Source organism: Pseudomonas sp. BO3-4 (assembly GCF_034044115.1).
Lineage (GTDB): Bacteria > Pseudomonadota > Gammaproteobacteria > Pseudomonadales > Pseudomonadaceae > Aquipseudomonas > Aquipseudomonas alloputida.
In genome coordinates this window covers 6,176,155-6,198,796 of sequence record NZ_CP139018.1, presented here as the reverse complement: position 1 = coordinate 6,198,796, position 22,642 = coordinate 6,176,155, and the positions used below count along the sequence as shown (strand labels likewise).

The window sequence follows — 22,642 nt, the reverse complement described above, 5'->3', positions numbered from 1 at the left end:
AAAAGGATTCCCTCAAAGGCTGGTTCAAGAGCGGCGCCCCAGGCGTCTGGATGAGCGGCGGCGCGGTGGCCATGGCCGTGATCATGACCGTCGGCCTGCTGGCGGTGATCGCCGTGCGCGGCCTGGGCCACTTCTGGCCAGCCGATCTTGTCCAGGCCACCTACAAGGTGCCGGGCCAGGCCGATCACGTTGTCATTGGCGAAGTGGTGCAGAAGGAGGAAGTACCCCGAGCTCGTCTGAAGGGTGCTGGCCTGCCGGTACCGGACCAGGGCCCGGAGTTCATGACCCGGGAGCTGATCAAGGTGGGTAACCGCGACCTCAACGGCAGCGACTTTACCTGGGTGGTCGGCGACTGGCTGGTCGACGAACAGCGTCCGGCTGACCTGATGGCCCTTGAGCGCCGCGAGTGGGGCAACTTCTATGGCTACCTGGTCAGCGTCAAGGAACAGGGCCGTGTGGTTGCCGAAGGCCCCGCTGCCTGGAACGAACTGCAGGCCCGCCTCAAGCGTGCCAACCAGCTCAACAGCGAGCTGCAGCAGCTGGAGAAGAAGGACATCGGTGCCATCAACCATGGCCTTGAGCGCCTGCGCCTGCAAGCGCGCAAGCTGGAGCTGGACGGCAAGCTGGACGCCGCCGCCCAGGCCGACATGGACGCCGACCGTGCCGAACTGAACAGCCGCTACAAGGCTATCGAAGAACGCCTGACCGGCCTGCACCAGGCTTTCTCCCGCGACAGCCTGGTGGCCCGGGATGGCAACGGCCGTGAAGTGGAAATCAACCTGAGCAAGGTGGTGCATGCCGTTCAGCCGAACGGCATGTCGGCGTTTACCAAGCTGGGCACCTACTTCGGCAAGGTCTGGGAGTTCCTCAGCGACGACCCGCGTGAAGCCAACACCGAGGGCGGTATCTTCCCGGCCATCTTCGGTACCGTGATGATGACCCTGATCATGGCCGTGATCGTTACCCCGTTTGGCGTGCTGGCTGCCGTGTACTTGCGTGAATACGCCAGGCAGGGCCCGGTCACCCGGCTTATCCGCATTGCGGTGAACAACCTGGCCGGTGTTCCTGCGATCGTCTACGGTGTGTTCGGTCTGGGCTTCTTCGTCTATGTGCTGGGCGGCTCGATCGACCGCCTGTTCTTCCCCGAAGCGTTGCCGGCGCCGACCCTGGGTACCCCGGGCCTGCTGTGGGCATCGCTGACCCTGGCATTGCTGGCGGTACCGGTGGTGATCGTGGCCACCGAAGAAGGCCTGGCGCGAATTCCGCGCACCGTGCGTGAGGGCTCGCTGGCGTTGGGCGCAACCAAGGCCGAGACCCTGTGGAAAATCGTCCTGCCCATGGCCAGCCCGGCCATGATGACTGGCATGATCCTCGCCGTGGCCCGTGCCGCCGGCGAAGTGGCGCCGCTGATGCTGGTGGGTGTGGTGAAGCTGGCGCCGTCGCTGCCGGTGGATGGTAACTACCCGTACCTGCACCTGGACCAGAAGATCATGCACCTGGGCTTCCACATCTATGACGTCGGCTTCCAGAGCCCGAACGTCGAAGCTGCGCGGCCGCTGGTTTATGCCACTGCGCTGCTGCTGGTGCTGGTGATCGCGACCCTCAACCTCTCTGCCGTGTGGATTCGCAACCACCTGCGCGAGAAGTACAAGGCGCTGGACGGCTGACCCTGATTGCAAGCGTGCCGCCCGTAAGCCGGGCGGCCCTTTGAAACGACTTGATAGCGTATGGAGTTGACCATGCAGCAAGATTCCCACACCCATGGCATCGACATGTCTGCCCTGGGCCGCAACAAGCAAAGCCTGCGAATGGCTGAAGAAACCGTGGCCATCGAAGTGCCGGGCCTGAGCCTGTTCTATGGCGACAAGCAAGCGCTGTTCGACGTGCAGATGAACATCCCGAAGCAGCGTGTGACCGCCTTCATCGGCCCATCCGGCTGCGGCAAGTCGACCCTGCTGCGCACCTTCAACCGGATGAACGACCTGGTTGACGGTTGCCGTGTGGAAGGTGCCATCAACCTGTACGGCAACAACATCTACCGCAAGGGCGAAGACGTTGCCGAACTGCGCCGGCGTGTGGGCATGGTGTTCCAGAAGCCGAACCCGTTCCCCAAGACCATCTACGAGAACGTGGTCTACGGCCTGCGCATCCAGGGCATCAACAAGAAGCGCGTGCTTGATGAGGCCGTCGAGTGGGCGTTGAAGGGTGCGGCCTTGTGGGACGAGGTCAAGGACCGTCTGCACGAGTCGGCGCTGGGCCTGTCCGGTGGCCAGCAGCAGCGTCTGGTCATCGCCCGCACCATTGCCGTGGAGCCGGAGGTGCTGCTGCTTGACGAACCGTGCTCGGCGCTGGACCCGATCTCGACCTTGAAGGTCGAAGAACTGATCTATGAATTGAAATCCAAGTACACCATCGTCATCGTGACCCACAACATGCAGCAAGCGGCGCGTGTTTCGGATTACACCGCGTTCATGTACATGGGCAAACTGGTCGAATTCGGGGATACCGATACCCTGTTCACCAACCCGGCGAAGAAGCAGACCGAAGACTACATCACCGGTCGCTACGGCTAAGCGCCGCTCGCGAAACAGGCACCTCGGTGTCTGGCACCGGCGTTGCCGGTGTTCGCGGGTGAACCCGCTCCTACAGGGCCGCGCTACCAAAGGACAAAACGATGATCAACAAAGAAAGCCTTACCCATCACATTTCCCAGCAGTTCAACGCCGAGCTGGAAGAGGTGCGCAGCCACCTGCTGGCCATGGGCGGGCTGGTGGAAAAGCAGGTCAACGACGCGGTTACCGCGCTGATCGAAGCCGACTCTGGTCTGGCCCAGCAGGTGCGCGAGGTTGACGAGCAGATCAACCAGATGGAGCGCAACATCGACGAGGAGTGCTTGCGCATCCTCGCCCGCCGCCAGCCAGCGGCCTCGGACCTGCGCCTGATCATCAGCATTTCCAAGTCGGTGATCGACCTGGAACGCATCGGTGACGAGTCGACCAAGATCGCCCGCCGCGCCATCCAGCTGTGCGAAGAGGGCGAGTCGCCACGTGGTTATGTCGAGGTGCGCCACATTGGCGACCAGGTGCGCAACATGGTCCGGGATGCGCTGGACGCCTTTGCCCGCTTCGACGCCGACCTGGCGCTGTCGGTGGCCCAGTACGACAAGACCATCGACCGCGAATACAAGACCGCGCTGCGTGAGCTGGTGACCTACATGATGGAAGACCCGCGCTCTATCTCGCGGGTGCTGAGCGTGATCTGGGTGCTGCGCTCGCTGGAGCGTATTGGCGACCATGCGCGCAACATCTCCGAACTGGTGATCTACCTGGTGCGCGGTACCGACGTGCGCCACATGGGCCTCAAGCGCATGACGGCAGAAGTGCAGGGCACTGCCGTCGCCAACGGCGAAAAGGCTAATGTTCCGGGTGAATCTGACGATAAGTAAGGTTGCTCCCGAGCATCGACGCCCGGCCTTGGCCGGGCGTTTTCGTTTGCGGTCGAGAGCCGGCAGGCACCCGCGAACGATGTGAAGAAGTCCCGGCGTGACCAGGTTGTAGCAAATGGCCATTATTTGGCAGTAGGCTAGTCGGGATTCATAAGGAGTATCGATGAGTAAAGTGAATGTGCTGGTCGTGGATGACGCCCCGTTTATCCGTGATCTGGTCCGCAAGTGTCTGCGCAACGCCTTCCCGGGTATGGCCATCGACGACGCGGTCAACGGTCGCAAGGCCATGGCCATGCTCGGCAAGGAAGCGTTCGATCTGGTCCTCTGCGACTGGGAAATGCCGGAAATGTCAGGCCTGGAACTGCTGACCTGGTGCCGTCAGCAGCCTGCACTGAAGAACCTGCAGTTCATCATGGTGACCAGCCGTGGCGACAAGGAAAACGTCATTCAGGCGATCCAGGCGGGCGTTTCCGATTTTGTAGGCAAGCCGTTCACCAACGAGCAACTGCTGACCAAGGTAAAAAAAGCCCTGACCAAGATCGGTAAGCTCGACAGCCTGATGGCCACCGGCCCGGCGCGAGCCAACCCGGCGTTTGCCAACGATTCGTTGAACGCGCTGACTGCGGGCAAGCCCGAAGCGGTCAAGGTTGCGGCGCCGGTACCGGCCAAGCCTTTGGTCGCCGCACCCGCACCTGCTGCCCCCGCGCCGAGCGGCCGTGGCCAGGGCCAGCTGCGCCTGGCCAGTGGCATGCAGCCATGCGTGATCAAGGCGTTGAGCCTGAAAGAGGCACTGCTGGTGGTACGCCGCAGCGAAGTGCTGCCACAGGTGCTGGAAGGTGCGGTGCTGGACCTGGAGCAGGGCGAAAGTGCCGAAGTTGCTCGCCTGAACGGCTACCTGCATGCGGTGGCGGCGCTGGAGCCAAAACCTGACAGCGACTGGTTGCAGTTGACGTTCAAGTTTGTCGACCAGGATGCCCAGAAGCTCGACTACCTGTCTCGGTTGATTGCCCGCGGCACTGCGCAGAAGCACTTCACCCCCGGTGCCTGACCCCGGCCCCGCGTCATGCTTTGGGCAGGAGCAGCACACGGGTGCTCCTGCCCAAGCCCGAGTTGCCCCATCCGACCAACTGCAATACCTACCGTAAAACCCGCTGCTAGGCTTCGACAGATCATAACTGTCAAAAAGCCACTATCATGCCCGCGCGCCTGCTGCTGTTCTGTGCATTGCTCATGGCCTCGGCGTCGAGCCAGGGCGTGACGCTCTACAAGATCACTGACGATTCCGGTGTCGTCTCCTATTCCGACCGCCCTGGCCCCGGCGCCAAGCCCTTGGTGTTGCTCGAGCCCATGGTCGAAACGCTCGAAGGCCAGGTACTGCTGAACGCGAAAACCTTCGACGGTGGCGTGAGCTTTTCGGCACGAAACGAGCTGCATGTGCCGGTAGAGGTAGAGTTGCGGCTGGACAACCTTGTCAACGCACAAGGCGGTGATGCCCCGCGTATCGTGCGCCGGCTGCTGCCGCCGCGCACCACGCAGATGCTCAGTGTGCTCAGGGGGCGGCCCGGGCTGCTGCTGAACTACCGTTCGACCCTGCTGCAGGCCATGGGTGACCCGGGCAAACGGCCGCTAGGCTTCCGCTATGCGTTCCCGTGGATTGGCGGGCCGTTCCGCGTCACTCAGGGCCCCAATGGCCGTGTCAGTCATTTTGGGCCCCGAGGGCGCTACGCCATGGATATCGCCATGCCCGAAGGCACCCCCATCATCGCGGCGCGGGAAGGGGTGGTGGTGAAGACGCAGAACAGCCAGAGCGGGCGCGGCCCCAACCCCTCGGGTAACTTTGTCAGGATTTTGCACCCGGACGGCACCATGGGCGTCTACCTTCACCTGATGCGTGGTTCGGTGATGGTGGCGGAGGGGCAACGGGTACGGCAGGGCCAGATGCTGGCCAAGTCGGGCAATACCGGCAACAGCACTGGGCCGCACCTGCATTTTGTGGTGCAGCGCAATGTGGGGTTGGCGCTGGAGTCGATACCTTACCGCTTCGACAGGCCGATCAGCGGGATGCCGGATTTCACTGCCGGCAACCCCTGACCGATTGGGCCATCAATCCAGCTTCAGCACCTTGGCCAGTACGATCTTGGGCCCTTTCATCTTCTTGATGATGATGCGCAGCCCTTCGACCTCCAGCACTTCCTCTTCTTCAGGCACGCGCTTGAGCGTCTCGTAGATCAACCCGGCCAGGGTTTCGGCCTCGATGTGGTCAAGGTCGATACCCAGCAGGCGCTCGACCTTGAACAGTGGGGTGTCGCCGCGCACCAGCAACTTGCCCGGCTGGTAGGCGAGAATGCCACGCTCGGTCTTGCGGTGCTCGTCCTGGATGTCGCCCACCAGCACTTCCAGCACGTCTTCCATGGTCAGGTAGCCGATCACCTTGCCATCGGCTTCCTCTACCAGCACGAAGTGCGCGCCGCCCTTACGGAACTGCTCCAGCAACTGGGCCAGCGGCATGTGCCGCGACACGCGTTCGAGTGGCCGGGCAAGGTCCTCCAGGTCGATGGTCTCTGGCAAGTGCTCCAGCTCAGCCAGCTCCAGTAGCAGGTCCTTGATGTGCAGCAGGCCGGTGAATTCTTCGCGCTCGGCGTCGTACACCGGGTAGCGGCTGAACTTGTGGCGGCGCACCAGGGCCAGGATCTGCTTCAGAGGCGCATGGGCGTCGATGCTGATCATGTCCTCACGCGAGTTGGCCCAGTCGACCACTTCCAGCTCGCCCATTTCCACGGCCGAGGCCAGCACGCGCATGCCTTGGTCGCTTGGGTCCTGGCCACGGCTGGAGTGCAGGATCAGCTTAAGTTCTTCGCGGCTGTAGTGGTGCTCGTGGTGCGGGCCAGGCTCGCCCTGGCCGGCAATACGCAGGATGGTATTGGCGCTGGCATTGAGCAGGTAGATGGCCGGGTACATCGCCCAGTAGAACAGGTAAAGCGGCACGGCGGTCCACAGCGACAGCAGCTCTGGCTTACGGATAGCCCAGGACTTGGGGGCCAGCTCGCCGACCACGATGTGCAGGTACGAGATGACGAAGAAGGCGACGAAGAACGAGATCGCCTTGACCAGCTCGGCGCTGTCCACGCCGAAATAGGCCAGCAATGGTTCCAGTAGGTGGGCGAAGGCGGGCTCACCCACCCAGCCCAGGCCCAGCGAGGCGAGGGTGATGCCCAATTGGCAGGCCGACAGGTAGGCGTCGAGCTGGTTGTGAACCTTGCGCAGGATGTTGCCACGCCAGCCGTGCTTTTCGGCGATGGCCTCTACGCGTGTAGCGCGCAGCTTGACCATGGCGAACTCCGCAGCAACGAAGAAGCCGTTGAGCAGCACCAGCAGGAAGGCAAAGATGATCATGCCGAAGTCGGCGAATAACGAGGTGAGGCTAATACCAGAGGAAGGGTCCATGATGGAGTTTTTACGGGGTCCGTCTTTGAGATAGAGAGAAAAAAAGTGCCAGCTTTTGCTGGCACAGGGGATCCAATGTAGCGGCTGGGGCCGTAAAAGCAAAGGGCAGCGGACTCATTGCAGTCTCTGTGGGAGCAGGCATGCCCGCGAAGGCCCGCGCAGCAGCCTCAATCTCAAGCCTTTTCGTTGGCCAATTGTGCTGGCGCAAAGTGACAGGTAAAGGTGCTGCCATGCCCCGGTACACTGCTGATTTCCAGCTTGCCCCGGTGGCGCATCAGCACATGCTTGACGATTGCGAGCCCCAGCCCGGTACCGCCGGTATTCGATGCACGGCTGGAGTCTACGCGGTAGAAGCGCTCGGTCAGGCGTGGCAAATGCTTAGCATCGATGCCCACCCCCGAGTCCTGCACCGACAGGTGTGCGCCCTGGGCATCGGCCCACCAGCGGATGCGGATGCTGCCTTCGTCCTGGGTGTACTTGACTGCATTGAACACCAGATTGGAAAAGGCACTGCGCAGTTCCGACTCGCTGCCCTTCAGCTTGATGCCAGGCGCAGCTTCCAGGCTGATGCGCTGGTTGCGCGGCCCGGACAGGGCCTGGGCGTCGTTCTTGATGGCGGCGAGCAGGGCATCGACCGCCACCGGCTGGTTGTCCGATGGGTAATCGGTTGCTTCCAGTTTGGCCAATAGCAACAAATCGTTGAGCAGGGTTTGCATGCGCGAGCCTTGCTGGCTCATCTGCTGCAGGGCGCGGCTCCACCGCGGGTTCACGTCCTCGACGTTGTCCAGCAGGGTTTCCAGGTAGCCGGTGATTACCGTCAGCGGCGTGCGCAGCTCGTGGGACACGTTGGCGACGAAGTCCTTGCGCATCTGTTCCAGCTGGTGAATGCGGGTGACATCGCGCACCAGCATCAGGTGTTCATTGTTGCCGTAGCGGGTGATGTGCAACTGCACACGCATGCGGTCATTGATCGGCGAAGGGATTTCCAGCGGTTCGAGGTAGTTTTCTGCCTCGAAGTACTCTTTGAAGAGCGGGTGGCGCACCAGATTGGTCACTTGCTGGCCGCCGTCCTGTGGGGTCTTGAAGCCCAGCAGGGTCTCGGCGGCGCGGTTCCACCATTCCAGGTTGCCGTCGCTGTCGAGCATGATCACCGCGTCACGCAGCGCAGCGGTGGACTCCTGCACCCGGTCGATCACTGCCTGCAGGCGGCCCCGTACGCGCTGGTCGCGGCGTTGCAGGTGGTAGATGCTATCGAATACCTCGCCCCACAGGCCGTAGCCATCGGGCGGTGCTTCGTCGGGTTGGTGATTGCGCAGCCAGTCGTGCAAGCGCAGCAGTTGCTTGAGGGTCCAGCCCAGATAGAGCGCCAGGCCAATGGCCAGGCTCCAGCCGTAGTAGCCGCTGATCAGCCCGCCGATCAGGCAGACGGTAATCAGCAACAGCAGATGGCGAATCAGGGTTGCGTGCCAGTTCTGGTTCAATTAACGGTCCTTGTACAACGACGTGCAGCTTGGCGCTCGGGAACTCGATCAGCTCTTGGTCGAGAAGCGGTAGCCAGTGCCCCGGACGGTTTGTACCAGATTCTCGTAAGCTTCACCCAGCGCCTTGCGCAGGCGACGGATGTGCACGTCGACGGTACGTTCCTCGACGTAGACGTTGCCGCCCCACACCTGGTCCAGCAATTGGCCTCGGGTGTAGGCGCGCTCCTGGTGGGTCATGAAAAACTGCAGCAGGCGGTATTCGGTAGGGCCCATCTCGGCCGGCTTGCCGTCGATGGTCACACGGTGGCTGATCGGGTCGAGCAGCAGGCCGCCGACCTCGATCGGCGCCTCGCTGTCGCTCGGACCCGTGCGGCGCAGCACGGCTTTCAGTCGCGCTACCAGTTCACGCGGCGAGAACGGCTTGGTGATGTAGTCGTCGGCGCCCACTTCCAGGCCCTGGATCTTGTTGTCCTCTTCACCCTTGGCGGTGAGCATGATGATCGGGATATCGCCGGTCAGTTCGTCGCGCTTCAGGCGGCGGGCCAGCTCGATGCCGGAGGTGCCCGGCAGCATCCAGTCGAGCAGGATCAGGTCCGGTTTGCGGTCGACGATGATCGCGTGGGCCTGTTGGGAGTTTTCCGCTTCCAGGCAGTCATAGCCGGCCATTTCCAGGGCAACGGCGATCATCTCGCGAATGGGTGCTTCGTCGTCGACGATCAGAATGTTCCTGCCTACCATGCTCAAAACCTCTCCTGGATTCGGTGTCTTGGCCCGCATTAGATAACGGAATTATTGCAGCTGTGTGACAGGGTGTTGGCCGTTCTGGCGACATTCCATGACTGAACTAGGCTACAGAGGGCCGCTTTAATGGCAACCCGAACCCATTTCCCCCCGAAACAATGGTGAATCCAATGACACGACATACGCTGAGCTGGATGGCCCTTTTCACTGCGTTGGCGCTCCCGGGGGTGGCGTTGGCCCACCATGCCATGGAGAAGGATGGCAAGTGGGTCGATGATGCCGGCATGACCCTGTACACCTTTGACAAGGATGCGGGTGGCAAGTCGATGTGCAATGGCGAGTGCGCCAAGAACTGGCCACCGTTGATGGTCAAGAAAGAAGACGAAGCACCGAAGGATAAATGGACCCATGTAGAGCGGGACGACGGTTCGATGCAGTGGGCTTACGACGGCAAGCCGCTGTATACCTTCATCAAGGACAAGAAGGCCGGTGACATGACCGGTGACGGCATGAAAGACGTCTGGCACGTTGCCAAGCCTTGAGACAGCCGGGGCCGCTGTGCGGCCCATCGCGACACAAGGCCCCACATGGTTCGACGTACGCTGATCAATGAGTGGGGCCTTGTGTCGCGATGGGCTGCGCAGCAGCCCCAAACTACTCAGCGCAACGCGTAATCCAGCACCACCCCGATAAACACCAGCATCCCTGCCCAGTGGTTGTGCAGAAACGCCTTGAAGCACGATTCCCGGTCCAGCTTGCGCGTTGACCAGTATTCCCAGGCAAAGCACGCCGCCGCACCCAGCAACCCAAGGTGGAACCAGCCACCCAGGTCGAAGCGACTACCGGCCAGCAACAGGCAGCCCAGCGACAGCAACTGCAGGGTCAGGATGATGCTGCGATCAGCGTCGCCGAACAGGATCGCAGTGGATTTCACACCAATTTTCAGGTCGTCATCGCGGTCGACCATGGCGTAATAGGTGTCATAACCCACCGTCCACAGCAGGTTGGCGATATACAGCAGCCAGGCGCCGGCCGGCAACTCACCGCCAGCGGCTGTGAAAGCCATGGGAATGCCCCACGAATACGCCGCCCCCAGCACCACCTGCGGGTAGTAGGTGTAGCGCTTCATGAACGGGTAGCAGAACGCCAAGGCCACCGCCCCGAACGACAGCCAGACGGTGCGGCTGTTGGTGCACAGCACCAGCAGGAAACTCACCCCGACCAGAATCGCGAACAGTGTCAGCGCCTCGCGTGGCCGCACCCGGCCACTGGCCAGGGGGCGGTCGGCGGTCCGCTTGACATGGCCGTCAACCTTGCGGTCGGCAAAGTCGTTGATGCAGCAGCCGGCCGCGCGCATCAGCACCACACCAAGGCCGAAGATGAGCACATTGGCCAGGGTGGGTGACCCATTGCCGGCAATCCACACTGCCGACAGGGTCGGCCACAACAGCAGGTAGATGCCTATCGGCCGGTCCATACGGCTGAGCTGGACGAAGTCCCAGGCCCGTGGGTGCAGGCGGTTGAGCGACTTGAGCAGTTGCAGGTACATCAGCGGTTTTCCTCCTTGGCCGCTTGCCACAATGCCGGCAGAAACACTTCTGCCACCAGCAGGTCCAGACCGTTGCGCTCGAAGCGCGAGCGGCGGCCCCAAAGCGCCGCATGTGCAGCTTCGGACGGCAGCCAGGCCTGTGGATAAGTGCACACTTCGAGTGGATGACGGATGAACGCCTGGTCGCAGAACAGCAACTCGCCCAGCGAGCGGCTGCCCAAGGACTCCAGGTCCAGGCCACCACGTTCCAGTGCGCTGCGGCTGGCCACGCTGCGGGCGAACACCCAAGGTTGGCCATGGCCGCGCAGGTACACTTCGCGCACCCAGCCTTCGGCGCCAGCAGCGATGCCCAGCGCTTGGCATTCGTCATCGCGCAGCGGCTGCCAGCCCTCGAACAGCGGGGTGACGGAAAAGTGATCGATGGACAGACGGGTCAGGCGGCGGGTCAGCGAGCCCTCGTCGAACAGCCAGTCAAGGGTAGGCTGGTCGATGTCGGTCGCCAGCTGTGAATACGGCAGCCACGCGACAGCGGCTGCTTGCGGGGATTCGTACGACACGTCGGTATGCTTTGTTACAGCCAGAGAGGCGGCGAGCTTAGCATGATTGCCCCAACTGCTTGCATACTGCCGGCAGGGCCGCTACAAAGCCCCCACGCATTGCGCGCTGGCCCCATTCGCGGGCAAGCCCGCCCGGCCTGCGCGGTCACTGTAGGCGCGGGCTTGCCCGCCAAGAGGCCATCAGCCGCAACACAAGCCCCAGCCCGAACCGAGGAAATAGACCTGATGAAAAAGTGGCAATGTATTGTCTGTGGCCTGATCTACGACGAAGCCGAAGGCTGGCCCGACGACGGCATCGCCCCCGGCACCCGTTGGGAGGATGTGCCTGAGGACTGGCTGTGCCCCGACTGTGGCGTCGGCAAAAGCGACTTTGAAATGATCTCCATCGGTTAATCGAGGAAAGCACGACATGACGTCCCCTGTGGTAATCATCGGTACCGGCCTTGCGGGCTACAACCTGGCCCGTGAATTTCGCAAGCTCGATACGCAGACGCCGCTGTTGCTGATCACCGCCGACGATGGTCGTTCGTACTCCAAGCCGATGCTGTCCATGGGCTTTGCCAAGCAGAAGGACGCCGACGGCCTGTGCATGGCTGAGGCGGGTGCCATGGCCGAGCAATTGAACGCCGAGGTCCGCACCCATACCCGCATCAGCGGCATCGACCCGGGCCACAAGCGGCTGTGGATCGGCGAAGAAGCCGTGGAATACCGCGATCTGGTGCTGGCCTGGGGGGCGCAGACCGTGCAGGTGCCGATCGAGGGTGATGGCGGCCATCTGGTATTCCCGATCAACGATCTGGAGGACTACGCGCGCTTCCGTGCTGCCGCCGCGGGCAAGCAGCGTGTCCTGATCCTCGGCGCCGGCCTGATCGGCTGCGAATTCGCAAACGACATGAGCCTGGGTGGTTTCAAGGTCGACGTTGTGGCGCCGTGTGAACAGGTCATGCCGACCCTGCTGCACCCGGCCGCTGCGGCGGCTGTACAGGGTGGGCTGGAGGGGCTGGGAGTACGCTTTCACTTGGGGCCGGTGCTGACCCGCCTGCAGCAGGTGACCCAAGGCCTGGAGGCGCACCTGTCGGATGGCAGCGTGATTGCCTGCGACCTGGTGGTTTCGGCCATCGGCCTGCGCCCACGTACCGACCTGGCTGCCGCAGCTGGGCTGCAGACCAATCGAGGTGTAAGCGTAGACCGCGAGCTACGTACATCACACGCCAACATCTTCGCCCTTGGCGACTGTGCCGAAGTCGATGGCATCAACCTGCTGTACGTGATGCCGCTGATGAGCTGTGCCCGGGCGCTGGCGCAAACCCTGGCCGGCAAGCCGACGGCAGTTTCCTACGGGCAGATGCCTATCACCGTGAAAACCCCGGCCTGTCCGCTGGTCGTCTCGCCAGCGCCACAGGGTTGCGAAGGCACCTGGCAGGTAGAGGGGCAGGGCAGTGACCTCAAGGTGCTTTGCCTTGATGCCGACGGCAAGTTGCTGGGCTACGCCCTGACCGGAGCGGCGGTGATGGATAAGCTGGCGCTGAATCGTCAGTTACCAGCGGTTATGGCGTAAATAGCGGCTGTTCTGTCGGATTTATCCTGTTGTTGCCTGCACAATGGCCGCCCAGATACTGGCGCGGCCCCTGAGCTCGTGCCATTCTCACTCCCGTCTGCCGCAGATTAGAGCCTGCGGTGCCTTGAGCGCTGCTCCCAGAGGCAGCACGGCATAACAACAAGAATTCCGTCAAAGAGGCTTCACTATGCGCAAACCAGAACTCGCCGCCGTCATCGCCGATAAGGCTGATCTGACCAAGGAAAAGGCCAATCAGGTTTTGAACGCGATTCTCGACAGCATCACCGGTGCCCTGGACAAGGACACCGTGACCCTGGTCGGTTTCGGCACCTTCGAAAAACGTCATCGCGGCGCGCGTACCGGCAAGAACCCGCAAACTGGGGAACCGGTCAAGATCAAGGCCAGCAATACCGTGGCCTTCAAGCCTGGCAAGAACCTGCGCGACAGCGTTAACGCCCCCGCCAAGCCAGCCAAGAAAGGCAAGTGATCGCTCCCTGACAACCCCAGTGTCGGCCAAGCGGGCGCCTCAAGGCGCCCGTTGTGCTTTCTGCAGGCAAAATGTTTCGAACTCGCATAAATAGTTCTGGAAAAGGATAAACTGCGCGCCTTAGTCACTTTTCATTCGAGGCGCGTTGATGAAGTTCCGCTTTCTTCTCTGGGCCATGGGGCTGTTGATGGTCAGGGCCAGCCGTAATAACCCCGCATTCCAGCAGCAGCTCAAGGGCAAGGACTTGGTGTTCCAGATGCAGACCTTGGACGGCAAGGTCGCCCGACACTTCATCGTCAGCAACGAGCGCATCAGCAGCAAGGGCGGCGCGCACCCACAGCCGGCGTTCGCCATTGCATTCAGGGACGCCGCTTATGGCTTCGCCACCATGCAGGCGGGTAACAAGCAGCTGGCGTTCATGCAGGGGATTCAGGAAAAGCACATCCAGATCAAGGGCAATCCGGCGCTGGTGATGTGGTTCCAAGGGTTGATGAAATACCTGAAACCCAAGAAGAAAGGCTGAAGCCCTACGGGGATGCCCATGCTTTACCTGTGGGAGCGGGCGTGCCCGCGAAACAAGCGACGCGGTGCATGGCACCGGCTTCGCCGGTGTTCGCGGGCAAGCCCGCTCCCACAGTCCAATCGCGCCAGCTTTTAGAAATTGAGCAAGACAGTTGCTGCCACAGACTATGTGTTAATGCTTAATGCGGTGTGTGGAACTGCGAAGCCAGCTCACGCAACAGGTTCTCGGCTTCGAGCACCTTGTTCACCACATCCTCAGCCTTGTCCCGGGTAATGCTCAGGCGTTCCAACAGCTCGTCAGGAATCTCTTCCTGCGGCCCTGAGCCTATACCTCGCGAGCGCAGCAGGCGGGTGGCCAGGCACACCAAGTTGGGGAACGCGAAATATTCGCCGTCGTAGGCTGGATCGTGCTGAAAGCGCAAGGCAGTCGACAGCTCTTCTGGCATGTCCCACAGCTTCATCAGCCAGGCACCGATCTGTTCGCGGCTGATGCCCAGCAAGTGTTGTTCCACATAGGTGTGGTTCAAATGCGGGTTGACCTCAAGGTGGCGGCAAATCAGCGAAAAATGCGGTGGGAACACGTGCGCCAGCAGCAGGTAGCCAAAGTTGTGCAGTAGCCCGGCCAGGTAGGTCAGCCCGGCCTCGGGGCGTTCTGCGCGCGGCATGGCGCGGGTCAGGCCTTCGATGATCGCGGCGGTGTAGATCGATTGTTGCCAGTAGGGCGTGGCCTGCTGCGGGTGGTCTTTGGGCAGGCTCAAGGTCTTGCCCAGCGCCAGGCCCAAGGCCAGGTTGATCACCAGGTCGAAACCCAGCACACGCACGATGGCGTCTTCTACCGAGCGGATCTTGCCCGGTGATCCATAGTAGGGCGATGCAGCCCAGCTCACCACCTGTGCCGCCAGCGCCGGGTCGGTTTCGACCACGCCGGTGATGTCGTCGATGCTGGCGTTGGGATCTACCCGCAGCTTGATGATCTTCTGCGCGGTGTCGGCGAGCGGTGGAATTTCGATGGTCTCTTCCAGGCGTTTCTGAATGCGTCGGGCAGTGAAGGCCTGGACCGCATCGGTGATTTCCCGGGTGTCGTCATCGGGGCGGTCGAGATTGGGGCTGATCGCTTCGACTTGCTGGCCAAAGCTGCTGGCGCTGGCCTTGGCCAGCATGCGCTTGAAGTGTGCGCGTTCGATTTCCAGCAACAGGCCGGCTTCGCCTGACTGGATAAAGACAGTTTCGGCGTCGAGCAGGCTCTTTTCGTACTGACATGGCGAGCTGGTCAGCGCCGGGATGCCCGGCAGGGCCTTGAGGTGGTGCTTGTCGAGCATCTGCTTCAGGCGCGGCACCGACACCGCGGTCAGCTTGCGCCCGGTCAGCTCGGCCAGGCGGTTGAGGTCCAGCAGGTGGCTCTGCGGGAACAGCACCATGAGGGCGCCGACCTCGTCGTCGAGAAGGACAGCCTGCACCCGCGAAGCCGCAGGCAGGTGCGAGTGTTCGACCACCTGGCGGTAGGGCACGCCGAGCTTGTCGAGCAGCAGCCTGATGACGGAGGGGGCGTGTGGGGTTGCGGTGTCCAGGGCAACTTCAGTCATGGTCCGTATCCACTGTTTCTTTTAAACGCGAAGTATAACCAGCCTGCGAGCAAATCTGGATCCATTCTGGGACTGGCGTCACACTTGGCCATATTGTTGGCCGTGGCGCAGCCAGCGGTCCAGCAGCGGGCTGACGTGTTCCGGCCAGCGTGATACCAAGGCCTGGGCCGCGTCGCGCACGGCCGGCAGCAGGTCGGCGTCGCGCATCAGGTCGGCGACCTTGAACTGCAGCAGACCGGTCTGGCGGGTGCCGAGCATCTCACCCGGGCCCCGCAGTTCAAGGTCTTTTTCGGCGATGATGAAGCCGTCGTTGGTCTCGCGCATGATCCCCAAGCGCTCGCGGCCGATCTGCGACAGCGGCGGGTGGTACAGCAGCACGCAATGGCTCACGGCACTGCCTCGGCCTACCCGGCCGCGCAGCTGGTGCAACTGTGCAAGGCCCAGGCGCTCGGGGTTCTCGATGATCATCAGGCTGGCGTTGGGCACGTCCACGCCCACCTCGATGACCGTGGTGGCGACCAGAAGCTGCAGGTTGCCAGCCTTGAACTCGGCCATGATCTCGGCTTTTTCCGCCGGTTTCATGCGCCCGTGGATCAACCCCACCCTCAGCTCGCCTAGCGCGCTGCCAAGCTCCTCGTAGGTGCTTTCGGCGGCCTGGCAGGTGAGTTCTTCGGACTCTTCGATCAGCGTGCATACCCAATAGGCCTGGCGCCCCTCGGCGCAGGCGGCGCGTACCCGCTCGACCACTTCGAAGCGGCGGCTGTCGGCCACCAGCACGGTGTTCACCGGCGTACGGCCTGGCGGCAACTCGTCGAGCACCGAGGTGTCCAGGTCGGCGTAGGCGCTCATGGCCAGCGTGCGCGGAATAGGCGTGGCGGTCATGATCAACTGGTGCGGGCACAGCTCGCCGGCCACGCCCTTCTTGCGCAGGGCCAGGCGTTGTTGCACGCCGAACCTGTGCTGTTCGTCGATGATCGCAAGGGCCAGGTGCTTGAACCTTACCTCTTCCTGGAACAGCGCGTGGGTGCCGACCACCATGGGTGCGCCGTTGGCGATCTGCTCCAGGGAGGCGGCCCGGGCCTTGCCCTTGAGTTTGCCGGCTAGCCAGGCGACTTCGATGCCCAGCGGTTCCAGCCAGCGCTTGAAGGTAATGTAGTGCTGCTCGGCGAGGATCTCGGTGGGTGCCATCAATGCCACCTGGTAGCCAGCCTCCAGCGCCTGCAGCGCCGCCAGTGCAGCGACCACGGTCTTGCCGGCACCCACGTCGCCCTGCACCAGGCGCATCATCGGTTCGTGTTGGCTAAGGTCGTAGGCAATTTCGTTGGCTACCCGCTGCTGCGCGCCGGTCGGCTGGAAGCCCAGGTTAGCCAGGTATTGCGCCTGCAGGCGCGTGGCCTTGGGCAGTACCGGCGCACGCAGGCTGCGCAGGCTTTCGCGCAGGCGTTGCTGCGACAGCTGATGGGTCAGCAACTCTTCGAAGGCCAGGCGGTGTTGAGCCCAGTGCTGGCCTTCGGCGAGCTCATCGAGGTCAGCGTCGGCCGGCGGGTTGTGCAGGTAGCGGATGGCTTCGTCCAAGGGTGCCAGCTGGTAGTCCCGGGCAAGTTCGTCAGGCAGCCAGTCGGGCAGGCTACGCGGGCCAAGCAGCGCAAGGCTCTGCTGGCACAACAGGCGCAGGCGTTGCTGGGTAAGGCCTTCGGTGGACGGGTAGATCGGCGTCAGGGTCTGTTCCACCGGTGGTGGTGGCTCGTTGCCGTTCAGCGCACGGTACTCCGGGTGGTAGATCTCCAGGCCCGAAGCGCCGGGGCGGGCTTCTCCGTAGCAGCGCAGGTGGGTGCCCCGCTTCAGGCCCTCCTTCTGCGCGTTGCTGAAGTGGTAGAAGCGCAATGTCAGCACACCGCTCCCGTCGCCCAGGCGCACCACCAGGCTGCGGCGCTTGCCCATGGTCACATCGGCACCACTGACCACGCCCTCGATAACCGCGTCCTGGCCGGGACGCAGTTGGCCGATTGGCACCACGCGCGTACGGTCCTGGTAGCGCAGGGGCAGGTGGAACAACACGTCCTGCAGGTTTTCCAGGCCGACCTTGGCGAGTTTCTCCGCCATCGCCTCGCCCACGCCTTTCAGTACTGTGACCGGGACCTTCGACAGCTCACTCATGACTCAGGCCGGTTGTTCCGCAGGGTTTTTGGCGACCGAGCACAGGCGGATCGAATCGGCGAGGATCTCGATGGCCTTTGGCCGCGGGAAGCTGGCGCGCCAGGCGATGGCGACCGTGCGGAACGGTGCCGGTGCCGTCAGCGGGCGCACTTCGATGACGCCGGGGGCATAGTGATGGCTGTGCACTGCCGACAGCGGCAAGATCGATACGCCAAGGCCGGAAGCCACCATGTGACGGATGGTTTCCAGCGAGCTGGACTCAACCGTGGTGTGCCGTGAGCCTTCACCCCCCTTGTTCAGGGTAGGGCAGGCTTCCAGTACCTGGTCACGGAAGCAGTGGCCCTCACCAAGCAGCAGCAGGCTCTTGTCGTTGAGCATGGCGGTGTCGATGGTCTTCTTCGCCGTCCATGGGTGGTCGGCAGGCATCAGGGCGCAGAACGGTTCGTCGTATAGCGGTAGCGTCAGCACGTCGGCTTCGTTGAACGGCAGGGCGATGATCACCGCGTCCAGTTCGCCGTTGCGCAGCTTTTCGCGCAGTACGTGGGTGAAGTTTTCTTCGATGTACAGCGGCATTTGCGGCGCTACGCGGTGCAGCTGCGGGATCAGGTGCGGGAACAGGTAGGGGCCGACGGTGTAGATAGCGCCGACCTTGAGCGGAGCGGTCAGCTGATTTTTGCCGGCCTGGGCCAGCTCGCGAATGCCTTGGGCCTGCTCCAGTACCTTCTGCGCTTGGGCGACGATGTTTTCGCCGACCGGGGTCAGACGTACTGCGCTTTTGCTGCGCTCGAAGATCAGAACGCCAAGCTCGTCCTCGAGCTTCTTCACACCGACCGACAGGGTGGGTTGGCTCACATGACAGCGCTCGGCGGCATGGCCGAAGTGCTGTTCCTGGGCGAGTGTGACGATGTAGCGTAATTCTGTGAGGGTCATAACGTGCGTCCATGAAGTTGCGAGCCCAGCATAGCGGCTGCAATTGATAGACGCACGTTATCAGACTTGCCGAATTGTGACAGAAACAAAAGTCTTAGCGGCGGTCCAGTGAGTAGACGAACGGTGCCACGACTTCAATCGTGCCATTGTTCAGCAACTCGGGTGGCGGCTTGGGTACCGTGCCGGCCCGACGGATCATTTCCAGGGTCGCCCGGTCCAGTGCGGCACTGCCCGAGCCACCGGCCATGGAGTACGACACGACCTTGCCTTCGGCGTCGACCACGAAGCGCAGGCGGTTCATGCCTTGCAGGCCACGACGGCGCGCGTCTTCCGGGTAACGCTTGTACTTGGCAAGGTGGCGCAGCAGGTCGCTCTGCCAGGTTGGCAGGGCGTTGCTGTTGGACGCAATGCTTGGTGCCGGTGCCGCGGACTTCTGCGGTGGCGTGTTGCTGGGCGGTGCGTCCACCGTTTGCTCGGTGGGTGGTGCTTCCTTCGGCGGCTCAGGCTTTTTCTCGGGCTTGGGCGGCTGCGGCTTGGCCTTTGGCTTGGGCGGCTTGGGGATGGCGATCTTGGGCTTGGGCGCTTCTGCCAGCTTCGGCAACGGTGGTTCCTCGACCGGTGCCGGTGGCTGCGGAGCTGCCTTTGGGGGTGGTGGTGGCGCAGGCTCCGGCAACGGTGCCAGTTCGACCATCATCGCTGCCGGGGGCAGTTCGATGGCCTGTGGTACCGACCAGTTGAGCGTCAGCAGCACGGCGACCACGTGCACACCCAGCACGATCGCCAGGCTGCCACCGTAGCGCGCCATGTTAGAGCGCGTTTTCATCATTTCTTGGCTGCCGTCTCGAGACCTACCAGACCGACTTTCAGGTAGCCGGCCGCGCGCATGTTGTTCATCACCTCCATCAGGTCGCCGTAATCCACGCCTTTGTCAGCCTGGAAGAAGATGGTGGTTTCCTTGTCACCCTTGGTCTTGGCGTCGAGCATCGGGCCAAGCTGGTCGGGTGCAGCAACCTGATCGTCGCCGACATACAGCTTCTGGTCGGCCTTGACGCTGACGAACACCGGTTTCTCTGGCCTTGGCGCCGGTTTGGCGGTTGAGGCCGGCAGGTCGACCTTGATGTCGACCGTGGCCAAGGGGGCGGCGACCATGAAGATGATCAGCAGCACCAGCATCACGTCGATGAACGGCGTAACGTTGATTTCGTGGTTTTCGGCGAGGTCGTCGCCACCTTCGTTGAGATGCAGGCCCATGGCTTACCCCACTTTCACCATGTGCGGGGCGGCGCGCTCGCTACCCTGGTGGTCCAGATCACGGCTGACCAGCAGCAGTACCTGAGCGGAGGCATCGGACACCTGTGCCTTGTAACCGGCAATGGAGCGGGCGAAGACGTTGTAGATGACCACGGCCGGGATTGCCGCGACCAGGCCCAGAGCAGTGGCCAGCAGCGCTTCGGCGATACCTGGGGCAACGACGGCCAGGTTGGTGGTCTGGGTCTTGGCGATGCCGATGAAGCTGTTCATGATGCCCCATACGGTACCGAACAGGCCAACGAACGGTGCGGTGGAGCCGATGGTTGCGAGGACGCCGGTGCCGCTGCTCATGGTGCGGCCGCTGGCATGCACCAGGCGCTCCAGACGGAAGCTGACGCGCTCCTTGATGCCTTCTTTTTCGCGAGCGTTAGCCGAAAGACGCATCTCTTCGAGGGCATCGTGGACCAGGGTGTGGGCCAGGGTGCCTTCCTTGTTGGAGACTTCGCTGGCTTCCTTCAGGGTGGTGGACTTCTTCAACTGGGCGATTTCACCCCGCAGGCGACGCTTGGCGCCCATCAGCTCGAAGCCTTTGGCAATCCAGATGGTCCAGGTGATGATGGAGGCGATGGCCAGACCGATCATGACGATCTTCACCACGATGTCGGCGTTCTTGTACATGCCCCATGGGGACAGGTCATGGGCCATGCCCAGCGAGGTGTCTTCGACCAGGGCTTGAACGCTTGGGTCTGCATCTGCCGGGTTGGTGGCAGTGGCACCAGGCGCCGGCGCATCGACCGGGGCAGCAGCGGGTGCGGCCGGGGCAGTAGCAGCCGCAGGTGTGGCGGCGTTGGTGGTTGGCTCATCGGCCATGGCCACCGGGGCCAGCACCAGGCTGAGTGTCAGCGCGGCGATGGCGCGCCAGGCGCGCGACGGGGTTGGCGAAGCGGAAGGTTGAGTACGTGTCATGCTGGCCGGACCTGATGAAGAAAAAGTGAACGTTCTCCAAGGCCTCGATGTAGGCCGAGAACAATTTGGCGGCCATTATTGCAAGTAATTCTTGTTAACAAAAGTAATATTGTAGCTTTTTTCGCCTATGGTCTAGCCGCCCATCGTGTAGCGTGGCCAGGCTGATCAATTGGTCTAGGGAGTTTAGAGATGTCAGACCTTTCCGTGATGGTGGTGGGTTGTGGTGATGTGGGTGGGCGTCTGGCCAAGCAGATGTTGGCTAAAGGCTGGCAGGTGAGCGGCCTGCGCCGTTCTGTTGGTCAGCTGCCCGCAGGGGTTCAGCCGGTTGCCGCAGATTTGGCCGAACCGTCGATACCGCAGGCCTGGCCACAGGGCCCGCTGGACTACCTGGTGTACTGCGTGGCGGCCAGCCAGCACGATGAGGCGGGTTACCAAGCAGCCTATGTCGATGGTTTGCGCCATGTGTTGGCCTGGTTGGCCGAGCGTGGCCAGCGCCCGCGTCGCCTGCTGTTCGTCTCAAGCAGCAGTGTGTATGCGCAGAAAGGCGGCGAGTGGATAGAGGAGGGCGCTGCCACCGAGCCTGAGGGCTATTCCGGGCGTGTGATGCTGGAGGCTGAACGGTTGGCACTGGCCAGCGGCATCCCGGCGAGCGTGGTCCGCCTGACCGGTATCTATGGCCCAGGGCGTGAGTGGTTGCTGAGCCAGGTGCGTCAGGGTTACCGCGTTGCCGAGGAGCCACCGCTGTATGGCAACCGCATTCATGCCGAAGATGCCGCCAGCCTGCTGGCGTTTCTGCTGCAGGCCGATGCTGATGGCAAGGCTCTGGACGACTGCTACATTGGCGTTGATGACGACCCGGCGCCGCTGGCCGATGTGGTGGCCTGGCTACGGGCGTACATGGGGGTTACCGAATGGTCCGATGAGCAGCGGGTGCGGCGTACTGGCAGCAAGCGCTGCAGCAATGCGCGGGCGCGGGCGCTCGGCTGGGCGCCTGAGTATCCGAGCTACAAGGAAGGCTACGCCGCGATTCTGGCAGGAAAAGCCTAGCTGGCAGGTGGCGCGATCCCTTGTGGGAGCAACTGTCTTGCTCAATTTCTAAAAACTGACGCGATCCCTGTGGGAGCGGGCTTGCCCGCGAACACGGGCGAAGCCCGTGCCATCCACCGCGGTGTCTTCTTCGCGGGTAACCCCGCTCCTACAGGGACCGTGCATCATCTCAGCTGCGCTCCAGCGCCCATTGACGCTTGCCCGCTGCCAGCTCTGGCATTTCATCCGGCTGGGCACGGTTCACTGCCTGGAAAATCTCCAGCTTGTCACCATCGCGCTTGATGATGAACGGTGCACCACGCTGGTTGCGCTCCAGCCACAGGCTGTCATTGTTGCCACCCATGGTCGCGCAATCACCTGCCAGGCACAGGGCGAAGCGGTCCGGCCCCGGTAGGCCGGTGACGTTGCCGGTGTCGCTGAAGCGCACGCTGGCACCTTTGCCTTGGCCGTCGACGATCTTCCAGTCACCACCCAGGTAGGCCTGGTAAAGCGCCTTCTCGAAGCTGCTGCCCAGTGGTGCATTGGCTGTCGCCGGTGCCTTGGCGCGCACGAAGGTTTGCTTGGTGCCGTTCTGGTCGACGGCCAGCAGCTCGTCGCCATCGAGCGAAAGCTGCTCGGTCTGGCCGCCTTGGAAACGGGCCTGCCATTGCTTTTCATTGGCGCTCAGCTGGCCGTCAGCGGCCTCGAAACCATTGCTATAGCTAGCTTGCTGATTGGCCACGTCGAGCTTCCACTCGAACACTGGGCCGTGCTCATTCAGCGCCTGGCGCAGGCTGCCGGCTTTGACCGCCGCAGTGATGGCTTCCTGGTTGATCCAGATACCGTTGAAATCTTCGGGTTTGTGGCTGGTGCAGCCGCCCAGTAGCAGGGCTGCCAGCGCAAAGGGCAGTGCTTGACGCATGACGGGGTAACCTTGCAGAGGAA

Annotated in this window: 23 protein-coding genes; 11 read left to right on the top strand and 12 right to left on the bottom strand. The window is 62.6% G+C overall.

Annotated elements, in window-relative coordinates:
• Positions 1-50: 50 nt before the first annotated feature.
• From pstA to REH59_RS28275, 5 genes are all read left to right on the top strand, one after another.
• Complete coding sequence (gene pstA / locus REH59_RS28295; RefSeq protein WP_173881456.1) at positions 51-1,667, top strand: phosphate ABC transporter permease PstA; 1,617 nt, start codon at positions 51-53, stop codon at positions 1,665-1,667.
• Between the two features lie 72 nt (positions 1,668-1,739).
• Entirely contained in the window at positions 1,740-2,573 is an 834-nt protein-coding gene (gene pstB, locus REH59_RS28290; RefSeq protein ID WP_003253327.1) for a phosphate ABC transporter ATP-binding protein PstB, read from the top strand.
• 101 nt (positions 2,574-2,674) lie between these two features.
• A complete protein-coding gene (gene phoU, locus REH59_RS28285; RefSeq protein WP_003253329.1) occupies positions 2,675-3,445 on the top strand; it encodes a phosphate signaling complex protein PhoU in 771 nt (256 codons plus the stop codon).
• A gap of 163 nt (positions 3,446-3,608) precedes the next feature.
• Entirely contained in the window at positions 3,609-4,493 is an 885-nt protein-coding gene (locus REH59_RS28280) for a response regulator (RefSeq protein WP_003253331.1), read from the top strand.
• A 146-nt stretch (positions 4,494-4,639) separates the two neighbouring features.
• Positions 4,640-5,536, top strand: a complete 897-nt coding sequence (locus REH59_RS28275) for a peptidoglycan DD-metalloendopeptidase family protein (RefSeq protein ID WP_003253334.1) — start codon at positions 4,640-4,642, stop codon at positions 5,534-5,536.
• A 12-nt stretch (positions 5,537-5,548) separates the two neighbouring features.
• Here REH59_RS28275 and REH59_RS28270 read toward each other — a convergent pair whose 3' ends face one another.
• The 3 genes from REH59_RS28270 to phoB form a co-directional block, all read right to left on the bottom strand.
• Positions 5,549-6,889 carry a hemolysin family protein gene (locus REH59_RS28270; protein WP_003253336.1) on the bottom strand — a complete coding sequence of 447 codons (1,341 nt, stop codon included), beginning with the start codon at positions 6,887-6,889 and terminating at the stop codon, positions 5,549-5,551.
• A gap of 173 nt (positions 6,890-7,062) precedes the next feature.
• The gene (gene phoR / locus REH59_RS28265) at positions 7,063-8,370 is read right to left on the bottom strand and encodes a phosphate regulon sensor histidine kinase PhoR (RefSeq protein ID WP_014861175.1); all 1,308 of its coding nucleotides are present in this window, start codon (positions 8,368-8,370) and stop codon (positions 7,063-7,065) included.
• A gap of 48 nt (positions 8,371-8,418) precedes the next feature.
• A complete protein-coding gene (gene phoB, locus REH59_RS28260; RefSeq protein WP_003253341.1) occupies positions 8,419-9,108 on the bottom strand; it encodes a phosphate regulon transcriptional regulator PhoB in 690 nt (229 codons plus the stop codon).
• 173 nt (positions 9,109-9,281) lie between these two features.
• Between phoB and REH59_RS28255 the strand changes: the two genes are divergently transcribed.
• Positions 9,282-9,653 carry a hypothetical protein gene (locus REH59_RS28255; protein WP_003253343.1) on the top strand — a complete coding sequence of 124 codons (372 nt, stop codon included), beginning with the start codon at positions 9,282-9,284 and terminating at the stop codon, positions 9,651-9,653.
• Between the two features lie 116 nt (positions 9,654-9,769).
• Here the strand turns inward: REH59_RS28255 and ubiA are convergent, their stop codons facing one another.
• Both ubiA and REH59_RS28245 read right to left on the bottom strand, forming a co-directional pair.
• Positions 9,770-10,660 carry a 4-hydroxybenzoate octaprenyltransferase gene (gene ubiA, locus REH59_RS28250; RefSeq protein ID WP_004575206.1) on the bottom strand — a complete coding sequence of 297 codons (891 nt, stop codon included), beginning with the start codon at positions 10,658-10,660 and terminating at the stop codon, positions 9,770-9,772.
• Positions 10,660-11,217, bottom strand: a complete 558-nt coding sequence (locus tag REH59_RS28245; protein ID WP_012054112.1) for a chorismate--pyruvate lyase family protein — start codon at positions 11,215-11,217, stop codon at positions 10,660-10,662. The genes ubiA and REH59_RS28245 overlap by 1 nt, the downstream gene beginning before the upstream one ends.
• Positions 11,218-11,442: 225 nt before the next feature.
• Here REH59_RS28245 and REH59_RS28240 point away from each other — a divergent pair, with 225 nt between their 5' ends.
• From REH59_RS28240 to REH59_RS28225, 4 genes are all read left to right on the top strand, one after another.
• The gene (locus REH59_RS28240; RefSeq protein ID WP_003253349.1) at positions 11,443-11,610 is read left to right on the top strand and encodes a rubredoxin; all 168 of its coding nucleotides are present in this window, start codon (positions 11,443-11,445) and stop codon (positions 11,608-11,610) included.
• Positions 11,611-11,626: 16 nt separating this feature from the next.
• Positions 11,627-12,775, top strand: coding sequence for an NAD(P)/FAD-dependent oxidoreductase (locus REH59_RS28235; RefSeq protein ID WP_014861177.1), 1,149 nt, complete (start codon positions 11,627-11,629; stop codon positions 12,773-12,775).
• Between the two features lie 187 nt (positions 12,776-12,962).
• Positions 12,963-13,262, top strand: coding sequence for an HU family DNA-binding protein (locus tag REH59_RS28230; protein WP_003253355.1), 300 nt, complete (start codon positions 12,963-12,965; stop codon positions 13,260-13,262).
• Positions 13,263-13,410: 148 nt separating this feature from the next.
• Complete coding sequence (locus REH59_RS28225) at positions 13,411-13,785, top strand: helicase (protein WP_014861178.1); 375 nt, start codon at positions 13,411-13,413, stop codon at positions 13,783-13,785.
• A gap of 178 nt (positions 13,786-13,963) precedes the next feature.
• Here REH59_RS28225 and REH59_RS28220 read toward each other — a convergent pair whose 3' ends face one another.
• The 6 genes from REH59_RS28220 to exbB form a co-directional block, all read right to left on the bottom strand.
• Positions 13,964-15,367, bottom strand: coding sequence for an aminoacyl-tRNA deacylase and HDOD domain-containing protein (locus REH59_RS28220; RefSeq protein ID WP_003253359.1), 1,404 nt, complete (start codon positions 15,365-15,367; stop codon positions 13,964-13,966).
• 78 nt (positions 15,368-15,445) lie between these two features.
• On the bottom strand, positions 15,446-17,524 hold the full coding sequence (recG, locus tag REH59_RS28215) for an ATP-dependent DNA helicase RecG (protein WP_014861179.1): 2,079 nt from the start codon (positions 17,522-17,524) through the stop codon (positions 15,446-15,448).
• Positions 17,525-17,527: 3 nt separating this feature from the next.
• Complete coding sequence (locus REH59_RS28210) at positions 17,528-18,454, bottom strand: hydrogen peroxide-inducible genes activator (RefSeq protein ID WP_003253362.1); 927 nt, start codon at positions 18,452-18,454, stop codon at positions 17,528-17,530.
• A 94-nt stretch (positions 18,455-18,548) separates the two neighbouring features.
• Positions 18,549-19,280, bottom strand: coding sequence for an energy transducer TonB (locus tag REH59_RS28205; protein WP_003253366.1), 732 nt, complete (start codon positions 19,278-19,280; stop codon positions 18,549-18,551).
• A complete protein-coding gene (gene exbD / locus REH59_RS28200) occupies positions 19,277-19,705 on the bottom strand; it encodes a TonB system transport protein ExbD (RefSeq protein ID WP_003253367.1) in 429 nt (142 codons plus the stop codon). The genes REH59_RS28205 and exbD overlap by 4 nt, the downstream gene beginning before the upstream one ends.
• A 3-nt stretch (positions 19,706-19,708) precedes the next feature.
• Positions 19,709-20,671 carry a tonB-system energizer ExbB gene (exbB, locus tag REH59_RS28195; protein WP_014861181.1) on the bottom strand — a complete coding sequence of 321 codons (963 nt, stop codon included), beginning with the start codon at positions 20,669-20,671 and terminating at the stop codon, positions 19,709-19,711.
• Positions 20,672-20,860: 189 nt separating this feature from the next.
• Here exbB and REH59_RS28190 point away from each other — a divergent pair, with 189 nt between their 5' ends.
• A complete protein-coding gene (locus REH59_RS28190; protein ID WP_014861182.1) occupies positions 20,861-21,718 on the top strand; it encodes an SDR family oxidoreductase in 858 nt (285 codons plus the stop codon).
• Between the two features lie 169 nt (positions 21,719-21,887).
• Here REH59_RS28190 and REH59_RS28185 read toward each other — a convergent pair whose 3' ends face one another.
• Positions 21,888-22,619, bottom strand: coding sequence for a hypothetical protein (locus REH59_RS28185; RefSeq protein ID WP_014861183.1), 732 nt, complete (start codon positions 22,617-22,619; stop codon positions 21,888-21,890).
• Positions 22,620-22,642 lie beyond the last annotated feature (23 nt).

Coding starts and splice junctions, on each gene's coding strand:
- pstA (WP_173881456.1), top strand. CDS start 51: ATGAGCGGCGGCGCGGTGGCCATGGCCGTGATCATGACCGTCGGCCTG.
- pstB (WP_003253327.1), top strand. CDS start 1,740: ATGCAGCAAGATTCCCACACCCATGGCATCGACATGTCTGCCCTGGGC.
- phoU (WP_003253329.1), top strand. CDS start 2,675: ATGATCAACAAAGAAAGCCTTACCCATCACATTTCCCAGCAGTTCAAC.
- REH59_RS28280 (WP_003253331.1), top strand. CDS start 3,609: ATGAGTAAAGTGAATGTGCTGGTCGTGGATGACGCCCCGTTTATCCGT.
- REH59_RS28275 (WP_003253334.1), top strand. CDS start 4,640: ATGCCCGCGCGCCTGCTGCTGTTCTGTGCATTGCTCATGGCCTCGGCG.
- REH59_RS28270 (WP_003253336.1), bottom strand. CDS start 6,889: ATGGACCCTTCCTCTGGTATTAGCCTCACCTCGTTATTCGCCGACTTC.
- phoB (WP_003253341.1), bottom strand. CDS start 9,108: ATGGTAGGCAGGAACATTCTGATCGTCGACGACGAAGCACCCATTCGC.
- REH59_RS28255 (WP_003253343.1), top strand. CDS start 9,282: ATGACACGACATACGCTGAGCTGGATGGCCCTTTTCACTGCGTTGGCG.
- ubiA (WP_004575206.1), bottom strand. CDS start 10,660: ATGTACCTGCAACTGCTCAAGTCGCTCAACCGCCTGCACCCACGGGCC.
- REH59_RS28240 (WP_003253349.1), top strand. CDS start 11,443: ATGAAAAAGTGGCAATGTATTGTCTGTGGCCTGATCTACGACGAAGCC.
- REH59_RS28235 (WP_014861177.1), top strand. CDS start 11,627: ATGACGTCCCCTGTGGTAATCATCGGTACCGGCCTTGCGGGCTACAAC.
- REH59_RS28230 (WP_003253355.1), top strand. CDS start 12,963: ATGCGCAAACCAGAACTCGCCGCCGTCATCGCCGATAAGGCTGATCTG.
- REH59_RS28225 (WP_014861178.1), top strand. CDS start 13,411: ATGAAGTTCCGCTTTCTTCTCTGGGCCATGGGGCTGTTGATGGTCAGG.
- REH59_RS28220 (WP_003253359.1), bottom strand. CDS start 15,367: ATGACTGAAGTTGCCCTGGACACCGCAACCCCACACGCCCCCTCCGTC.
- recG (WP_014861179.1), bottom strand. CDS start 17,524: ATGAGTGAGCTGTCGAAGGTCCCGGTCACAGTACTGAAAGGCGTGGGC.
- REH59_RS28210 (WP_003253362.1), bottom strand. CDS start 18,454: ATGACCCTCACAGAATTACGCTACATCGTCACACTCGCCCAGGAACAG.
- REH59_RS28205 (WP_003253366.1), bottom strand. CDS start 19,280: ATGATGAAAACGCGCTCTAACATGGCGCGCTACGGTGGCAGCCTGGCG.
- exbD (WP_003253367.1), bottom strand. CDS start 19,705: ATGGGCCTGCATCTCAACGAAGGTGGCGACGACCTCGCCGAAAACCAC.
- exbB (WP_014861181.1), bottom strand. CDS start 20,671: ATGACACGTACTCAACCTTCCGCTTCGCCAACCCCGTCGCGCGCCTGG.
- REH59_RS28190 (WP_014861182.1), top strand. CDS start 20,861: ATGTCAGACCTTTCCGTGATGGTGGTGGGTTGTGGTGATGTGGGTGGG.
- REH59_RS28185 (WP_014861183.1), bottom strand. CDS start 22,619: ATGCGTCAAGCACTGCCCTTTGCGCTGGCAGCCCTGCTACTGGGCGGC.